The following is a 6,826-nucleotide window of genomic DNA, read 5'->3' as shown; positions in this document are numbered from 1 at the left end:
CGCCATCGCTTGCCGCATCGGCAATCCGCGTTACTCTTCGCCGCATGATCAAACGTCTCGCGCTTCTCCTGCTGCTCTGCCCGATCGCCGCGCCCGCCAAGGCGCCGCCCAGGCCCGCCGCCGAACCCGGCATGGTTTCCGCCGCCGACCCGCGCGCGGCGGCGGCGGGGGTCGAGATATTGCGCGCGGGCGGAAGTGCCGCCGATGCGGCGGTGGCGATGATGCTGGCGCTCAACGTCGTCGAGCCCCTGCATTCGGGGCTCGGGGGCGGCGGCTTCATGGTCTACAGCGATGCCGCGCGCCGCCTCACCAGCTATGACGGGCGCGAGGCCGCCCCCGCCGCCGCCGACCCTTACTGGTTCCATGTCGGCGGCCGGCCGCTCAGCCATAGCGCGGCGGTGCCGGGCGGGCGCAGCGTCGGCGTGCCGGGCAACCTCCGGCTGATGTGGCTGGCGCACGAACGGCATGGCAAGCTGCCCTGGGCGCGGCTGTTCGGGCCCGCGATCCGGCTGGCGCGCGACGGCTATGCGATCACGCCGCGACTGCACAATTTCCTCGCCAATTTTCCGCTGCCGATGGACGATTGGGGCCGCGCCTATCTCTACGACGCCGCCGGGCAGGCGAGGCCGGTGGGGACGGTCGTCACGAATCCGCGCCTCGCGGCGCAGTTCGCGCGGATCGCCGCGCAAGGCCCCGACTATTTCTACTCGGGCGCGCAGGCCGAAAAGCTCGTCGCCACGGTCGACGGCGCGGCGCATAATCCCTCGAAGATGACGGTGGCCGATCTCGCAGGCTACCGGGCCAAGCCGCGCGCGCCGATCTGCGGCACCTATCGCGGCTATCGCATCTGCGGGATGGGGCCGCCGGCGTCGGGCGCGGTGGCGGTGCTGACGATCCTGGGGCAGCTCGAACGCTTCGACATGGCGGGGATGGGCAAGGACAGCGCCGCGGCATGGCACCTGTTCGCCGAATCCTCGCGGCTGGCCTATGCCGATCGCGACGCCTATCTCGCCGATCCCGATCATGTGACGGTGCCGGTCGCGGGCCTGCTCGATCCCGCTTATATCGCCGCAAGATCGGCCTTGATCGCGCCCGACCGATCGATGGCGACGGTCTCGGCGGGCACGCCGGCGGGCGCCCCGCCCCGCCCCGCCGCCACGCCGATCAACGAGCATGGCACCACCGATCTCGTCGCGGTCGACCGGCAGGGCGCCGTCGCCGAGGTGACGACGACGATCGAATCGGTCGCCGGATCGGGTCTGTCGATCGACGGCGCCTTCCTCAACAACGAGCTGACCGATTTCGATATCGTGCCCGTGCAGAACGGCGCCTTCACCGCCAATCGCGTCGAGGGCGGCAAGCGGCCGCGCAGCTCGATGTCGCCGACGATCGTCTACGGCCCTGACGGCAAGGTGCGGATCGCGATCGGCGCGGCGGGCGGATCGACGATCATCGCGCAGGTCGCCAAGGCGCTGGTCGCGGTGCTCGACTGGCACATGAGCGCGCAGGATGCGATCGCGCTCGGCCTGCTATACGCGCCCGGCGATACCGCGATCCTCGAGAAGGGCACCGCACTGGAGGCGATGGCGCCCGCGCTGGCGGCGCTGGGCCAGAAGGTCGCGGTCGCCCCGCTCGGCCTCAAGGCCAATGCGATCGAGCGCGTCGCCGGCCATTGGGTGGGCGCCGCCGATCCGCGCAGCGAGGGCGTCGCGATGGGCGAGGATATGAGCGCGACGGCGATCGGCCGCGTCGTGCAGAAGGCGGGTACGCCCTCGGAGTGAGCAGCCCCAATTTGCCGTCATCCAGCGAAGGCTGGGATCTCCCGAGGTGATGCGCACGGCTCGTGGTGCGAGACCCCGGCCTGCGCTGGGGTCACGATAAGGATAAGGGGCGAGGCCGATGCTCGAACGCTTTCCCAATCTCGTCGCGATGTTCTTCGCGCGCGCCGGCGCGAAGGGGGACGCACCTTTCCTGTGGCATAAGATCGAGGGCAGATGGCGCGCGCTGAGCTGGACCGACGCCGCCCGCCAGGTCGCCGCGCTGGCGGAGGCGATCGCCGCGCTGGGCCTGTCGCGCGGCGATCGCGTAATGCTGGTCTCCGAGAACCGCCCCGAATGGTGCATCGCCGATCTCGCGATCATGGCGGCGGGCTGCGTCACCGTGCCCGCCTACGTCACCAATACCGAGCGCGATCACCGCCATATCGTCGACGACAGCGGTGCCCGCGCGGCGATCGTCTCCACGCCGAGGCTTGCGCGCACCCTGCTGCCCGCGCTGGCGGGTTCGCGCTGCTCGCGGCTGATCGCGATCGAGCCGCTTGAACAGGCGCGGACCGGCGCGATCGAAGTCCATGACTGGGCGGAGCTGATCGCCGGCCATCCCGCCGACGTCGCCGCCTGCGCCGCGCGCCAGACCGCGGAGCGCGAGGAGCTCGCCTGCATCATCTACACCAGCGGCACCGGCGGCGCGCCGCGCGGGGTGCGCCAGCATCATGGCGCGATCCTCCACAATGTCGCGGGCTGCATGGCGATCATCGAGGAGGATTTCGGGGCGGGGGACGCGCTGTTCCTGAGCCTGCTGCCGCTGAGCCACGCCTATGAGCATTCGGGCGGGCAGTTCCTGCCGATCGCGCTCGGCGGCCAGATCTATTATGCCGAGGGCCTCGAAAAGCTCGCCGCCACTATCGCGGAGGTGCGCCCGACGATCATGATCGTCGTGCCCCGCCTGTTCGAGCTGCTGCGCGCGCGCATCCTTAAGACGGTGGAGAAGGAAGGCCGCCTCCCGCAATGGCTGCTTGGCCGGGCGCTCGCGCTTGGCGCCAAGCCCAAGAAGAGCATCGCCGACAGGCCGCTCGACCTGCTGCTCGGCCTGACGATCCGGCCCAAGATCGCCGCGCGCTTCGGCGGGCGGATCAAGGCTCTGGTGTCGGGCGGGGCGCCGCTCAATCCCGAGATCGGGACCTTCTTCGAGGCGCTGGGGCTGACCGTGCTCCAGGGCTATGGCCAGACCGAGGCGGCGCCGGTGATCTCGTGCAACCGGCCGAGCGCCGGGCTGGCGATGGCCACCGTCGGTCCGCCGCTCGCGGGCACCGAGGTTCGGATCGCCGGGGATGGCGAGATCCTCGTCCGCGGCGAGAATGTGATGCACGGCTATTGGCGCAACGAAGGCGAGACCGCGCGCGTGCTCGTCGATGGCTGGCTGCATACCGGCGACGTCGGCCATATCGATGCGGCCGGGCGGATCGTGATCACCGATCGCAAGAAGGATCTGATCGTCAACGACAAGGGCGACAATATCGCCCCGCAGCGGATCGAAGGCCTGCTGACGCTGCAACCCGAAATCGCGCAGGCGGTGGTTTTCGGCGATCGGCGGCCCTATCTCGTCGGGCTGATCGTCCCCGATCCCGACGCGGCGGGCGTGGCTTTGGCCGGCCGCGCGGTGGCGCTGGCGGTCGACCGGGTCAACGCCGGCCTCTCGACGACCGAGCGCGTGCGCCGCATCCTGATCGCCGACGAGCCCTTCACGATCGAGAATGGCGAGATGACGCCATCGCTGAAGATCAAGCGGCATGTGCTGCGCGAGCGGTACGGCGATCGGCTCGACGGGTTGTACAAGAACTAGAGGCTGTCCTGTTCAAGCTGGAAACGTCACCCCGGCCTTGAGCCGGGGTGACGAGAGTTCAACGTCGCACGACAAACTCTAACTTCCGCGCGGGGTGCGAACCTGTCACCCGGCCAATCCCGCCAGCGCCGCGCGATACTCCCGCTCCAGGCGCTCGACCAGCACCGCCGCCGGCACCACCGCATCCACCGCGCCGATGCCCTGCCCGCAGCCCCAGATGTCGCGCCACGCCTTGGCGTCGCTGCCGAAATCCGCGACGTTCATCTTCGATCCGTCCGACATCGGCAGCGCATCGGGATCGAGCCCGGCGGCGACGATGCTGGGGCGGAGATAATTGCCGTGCACGCCGGTGAAGAGGTTCGAACAGAGGATGTCCCGGGCGGCGCCGTCGACGATCATCCGCTTGTAGGCGGGGACGGCATTGGCCTCCTCGGTCGCGATGAAGGCCGAGCCGATATACGCGAAATCCGCCCCCAGCGCGCGCGCCGCGGCGATCGCGGCGCCGGTGGCGATCGCGCCGGACAATGCCAGCGGGCCATCGAACCAGCGTCGTATCTCGGCGACCAGAGCGAAGGGCGAGAGCGTGCCACCATGCCCGCCCGCTCCGGCGGCGACCGCGATCAGCCCATCCGCGCCCTTGGCGATCGCCTTGCGTGCGAAGCGATCGTCGATCACGTCGTTCAGCACGATCCCGCCATAGCTATGGATCGCGTCGTTCACCTCGGCCCTGGCGCCGAGCGAGGCGATGACGATCGGCACGCGATATCGGACGCAGACCGCCAGATCCTCCGCCAGCCGCGCGTTGCTGCCGTGGACGATCAGGTTGACCGCGAAGGGCGCGTCGGCATCGGTGAGTTCGGCGGTCAGCCGTTGCAGCCAGTGTTCGAACACGCCCGAGGGCCGCGCGTTGAGCGAGGGGAAGGCGCCGACCACGCCGGCGCGGCATTGCGCCAGCACCAGCTCCGGCGTCGAGACGAGGAACATCGGCGCGGCGATCACGGGGAGCCTGAGCCGGCCGACGAGGAAATCCGGGATGGCCATGACCCGAGCGCCTAGCGCGCCCCGCGCCCGCTTGCCACCATCGCGATCCTCCACCATATGCACGGCCGGGAGTCGGGCGGACGATGCCGTCGCCAACCCGGTCAGGTCCGGAAGGAAGCAGCCGCAACGATTTCGCATCGGGTCGTTCCGGCTCCCACCATTTCGGCGTAGTGGACCATGCGAGGCATGACCCGCCGCCGGATCCCGAGCCCGCAAGCGGGCGACGGTGACGCATACCCAATCCTATCACTCTATCTCGTCATCCTAGGGACGCTGGGATTTTCGAACTTGGCGCGCGCGTCCGGTGAAGGGATTCCTACTTTCGCTGGAATGATGCTCAGGGGGCGAGGAGCTGATCGACCCATGCGGGCACGACCTCGCTCGCCAGGCCGAACCGGCCTTCATCGAACAGCGCGCTGCCCGCCGATGCTTCGAGATTGAGCTCCAGCGTCTCCGCCCCCGCCGCACGGGCGATCCGGACGAAGCCCGCCGCCGGATAGACCGCGCCCGAGGTGCCGATCGAGACGAACAGGTCGGCGCGCGCCAGCGCCGCATCGATCGCCTCCATCTCGTAGGGCATCTCGCCGAAGAAGACGATGTCGGGCCGCAGCGCATCGGCGGCGCCGCAGGCGGCGCACGTCGCGTCGCCAAGCATCGCGCCCGCGAACCGCGCGCGCCCGCCGCACTTTCGGCACAGCGCGGACAGCAGCTCGCCATGGATGTGGATCAGCCGCTTCGCGCCGGCGCGCTCGTGGAGATCGTCGACGTTCTGCGTGACGATCAGCAGCCCGCCCGGCCATTCGGCATCGAGCCGCGCCAGCGCGCGATGCGCCGGGTTGGGCGCGACCCGCCCGAGCGCCGCGCGCCGCGCGTCATAGAAGCGCAGGACCATCGCCGGATCGCGCGCCAGCGCCTCCGGGGTGCAGACGTCCTCGACGCGATGCCCTTCCCACAAGCCCTCCGGCCCGCGGAAGGTCGCGAGCCCGCTTTCGGCGGAAATGCCCGCGCCGGTGAGGATGACGATATTGCTCACGATCGCATCTCCAATCCGTCCACCCCGGGTCAAGCCGGGATGACGGCGCAAGGATTAGCCCAGGCTCTTGCTCACCTGCTCGAACACGTCCTTGGAGAGGCCGGGCGCTTCCAGGATGCGCGCGAGCTCGGCCTGCATCAGCGCGGCGCGGCCCGCCTCGAACCGCCGCCATCGCCCGAGGCCGGGAACGAAGCGCGCGGCGGCCTGCGGATTGATCCTGTCGACGCCCAGGATCATGTCGGCGACGAAGCGGTAGCCGCGCCCCGAGGGATCGTGGAAGGCACGCTGGTTGGCCGCGAACGCCCCGACCAGCGCGCGCAGGCGATTGGGATTGGCGATCGTGAAATCGGGATGCGTCGCCAGCGCCTCGACCGCATCCACCGTATCGCTCCGCATCGACAGCGCCTGCACGGTGAACCATTTGTCGATCACCAGCGGATCGGCCTGATAGCGCGTATGGAAATCGGCCAAGGCGGTCTCGCGCTCCGGCGCGTCATTGTTGGCGAGCACGCCGAGCGCGCCGATGCGATCGGTCATATTGTCGGCGGCGGCATATTGATCGGCGGCGAGACGCGCCCAATCCTCGGCCCCGGCAACGGCGATATAGCCGAGCGCGACCGAGCGCAGCCGCCGCGATCCCTTGGCCGACGGCGTATAGGCGTAACGGTCGGTCTGATTGCGCGCATAGGCCTCGCGCCAGAGATCGAGCAGTTCGCCGCCGAGCGCGCGCCGCACCGTCTCGCGGACCCGCGCGATCTTCTCGGGATCGGCGGCCTCCACCTGCTCGGCGACGAAGGCTTCGGACGGCAGCAGCACCGCCTCGGCGACGAACGCCGCGTCGAGCGCGGGATCGGTGAGCGTGTTGCGCACCGCCGCCACCAGCGCATCGGTGCCGGCCGGTTCCCCGTCAACGTCCGCGACCCCCGCGACCAGCGTATCGAGCATGAGCTGCTGCATCGCCTCGTAGCGCGCGAAGGGATCGGGATCGTTGGCCGAGAGGAAGGCGAGGTCGGCGGCCGAACGATCGGTCTCCAGGCAGATCGGCGCCGAGAAGCCGCGATTGATCGAGAGGACCGGCGGCTCGCCGAGCCCATCGAACAATAGTTCGGTTTCGGCCTCGTCGAGGACGAC

At 69.8% G+C, this 6,826-nt stretch carries 5 protein-coding genes and 1 other RNA gene; 3 read left to right on the top strand and 3 right to left on the bottom strand.

What is annotated here, in order from left to right; translation table 11 throughout:
* Positions 1-44: 44 nt before the first annotated feature.
* Together HUU94_RS10900 and HUU94_RS10895 are read left to right on the top strand one after the other, a co-directional pair.
* Positions 45-1,781 (top strand): gamma-glutamyltransferase family protein, encoded by a 1,737-nt coding sequence (locus tag HUU94_RS10900; RefSeq protein WP_174275102.1) that lies wholly within the window; start codon positions 45-47, stop codon positions 1,779-1,781.
* A 118-nt stretch (positions 1,782-1,899) separates the two neighbouring features.
* Entirely contained in the window at positions 1,900-3,621 is a 1,722-nt protein-coding gene (locus tag HUU94_RS10895) for an AMP-dependent synthetase/ligase (protein ID WP_174275101.1), read from the top strand.
* Positions 3,622-3,726: 105 nt separating this feature from the next.
* Here the strand turns inward: HUU94_RS10895 and HUU94_RS10890 are convergent, their stop codons facing one another.
* Positions 3,727-4,662 carry an NAD(P)H-dependent flavin oxidoreductase gene (locus tag HUU94_RS10890; protein WP_174275100.1) on the bottom strand — a complete coding sequence of 312 codons (936 nt, stop codon included), beginning with the start codon at positions 4,660-4,662 and terminating at the stop codon, positions 3,727-3,729.
* 64 nt (positions 4,663-4,726) lie between these two features.
* Between HUU94_RS10890 and ffs the strand changes: the two genes are divergently transcribed.
* Positions 4,727-4,824, top strand: an RNA gene (gene ffs, locus HUU94_RS10885) — signal recognition particle sRNA small type.
* A gap of 175 nt (positions 4,825-4,999) precedes the next feature.
* On the opposite strand, the gene HUU94_RS10880 is transcribed toward ffs, so the two are convergent.
* Together HUU94_RS10880 and HUU94_RS10875 are read right to left on the bottom strand one after the other, a co-directional pair.
* Positions 5,000-5,695, bottom strand: coding sequence for an NAD-dependent deacylase (locus HUU94_RS10880; protein WP_254602145.1), 696 nt, complete (start codon positions 5,693-5,695; stop codon positions 5,000-5,002).
* A 54-nt stretch (positions 5,696-5,749) separates the two neighbouring features.
* Positions 5,750-6,826, bottom strand: a 1,077-nt coding sequence (locus HUU94_RS10875) for an aminopeptidase N C-terminal domain-containing protein (RefSeq protein ID WP_174275099.1), incomplete at its 5' end; no start/stop codon positions are given.

It is taken from the genome of Sphingomonas bacterium, from assembly GCF_903644055.1.
Classification (GTDB): Bacteria; Pseudomonadota; Alphaproteobacteria; order Sphingomonadales; family Sphingomonadaceae; genus Sphingomonas_I.
The sequence above is the reverse complement of the archived record's forward strand: the minus strand, read 5'-3'. Positions and strand labels throughout refer to the sequence as shown.